We start from the raw sequence: 1,062 nt of genomic DNA on the forward strand, positions 1-1,062 counted from the left end.
CCGCGCGAGGAAGCGCGGGCGATCGAGGAGGAGCATGCCCGCTTGCGCGGCACAGCGCCACCCGCTTCCAGGGATCTCCCATCCGACACCAGGCGTTCGTCGGATCGCGATACGAACAGCTGAGGGAGGCGATCCATGCTACTCGGATTTGTGATGCTGTTTGCGTATGGCCTCATCGTATGGCTCGTCTTCTTCAAGTTCAGGTGGCTCAAGTTCACTATTGCGTGGGGCTTCTTCTCCACGTTCTTCGTGCTGCATCTCATGCTCATCTTCCTGATCGGGCTGCGCTACGTCACACCGACTTCGACCGAGGCACGCGTCATCCAGCACACGATCCAGCTCACGCCGCGCCTGTCGGAGCCGACGCTCGTCACTGCGGTGCTGGTGGAACCGAACGTCCACGTCAAGAAAGGTACGCCGCTGTTCCAGTTCGACAGACGTATATACGAAGCCAAGGTCAAGCAGCTGGAGGCGCAGCTCGCACAGGCGACGCAGAACGTGCTGATCATGAACGCCGACATCCAGGTGACGGCGGAAAAGATCGTGAGGCTGAAGAGCGAACTCGAGTACGCCAGGTATCAGGAGAAGCTTTCCGTCAATCTGGCAAAGAAGGGCGCGGGCCCCGAGGAGGACGCGCAGAAGTGGGGCGCGCAAGTGGCCGCCAACATCGCTGCGATCAAGGAGGCGCAGGCCGAGGAGCAGCGTTCGAGGCTCAAGTACCAATCGCAAATCGGCGGCGTGAATACGACGGTGGCGTCGATTCAGGCCGAACTCGATCAGGCGCACTTCTACCTCGACAACACGCTGCTGGTCGCGCCGGAGGACGGTTACATCATCAACCTCCAGGTCCGGCCCGGCATGGTGTCCGGCGACATCCGCTTCGGCGCGATCGCATCGTTTATCTGCGATGCCGACCGGTATGTTCTGGCCCAGTTCTTCCAGGAGAATCTCAAGTACGTGAAGCCCGGGCAGCCGGTAGAACTGGCACTGGATCTCTATCCCGGCCAGATCTGGTCCGGCCGGGTCAAGGCGATCTGGCAGGGGAGCGGCGCGGGACAAATG

General features: G+C 61.3%; 1 protein-coding gene. It reads left to right on the forward strand.

Annotated features, from left to right (window positions below; all coding sequences use genetic code 11):
* Positions 1–135 precede the first annotated feature (135 nt).
* Positions 136–1,062, forward strand: a 927-nt coding sequence (locus BG61_RS38555; protein WP_035943704.1) for an HlyD family secretion protein, incomplete at its 3' end; no start/stop codon positions are given.

Origin of the sequence: Caballeronia glathei (genome assembly GCF_000698595.1) — a bacterium.
Lineage (GTDB): Bacteria > Pseudomonadota > Gammaproteobacteria > Burkholderiales > Burkholderiaceae > Caballeronia > Caballeronia glathei.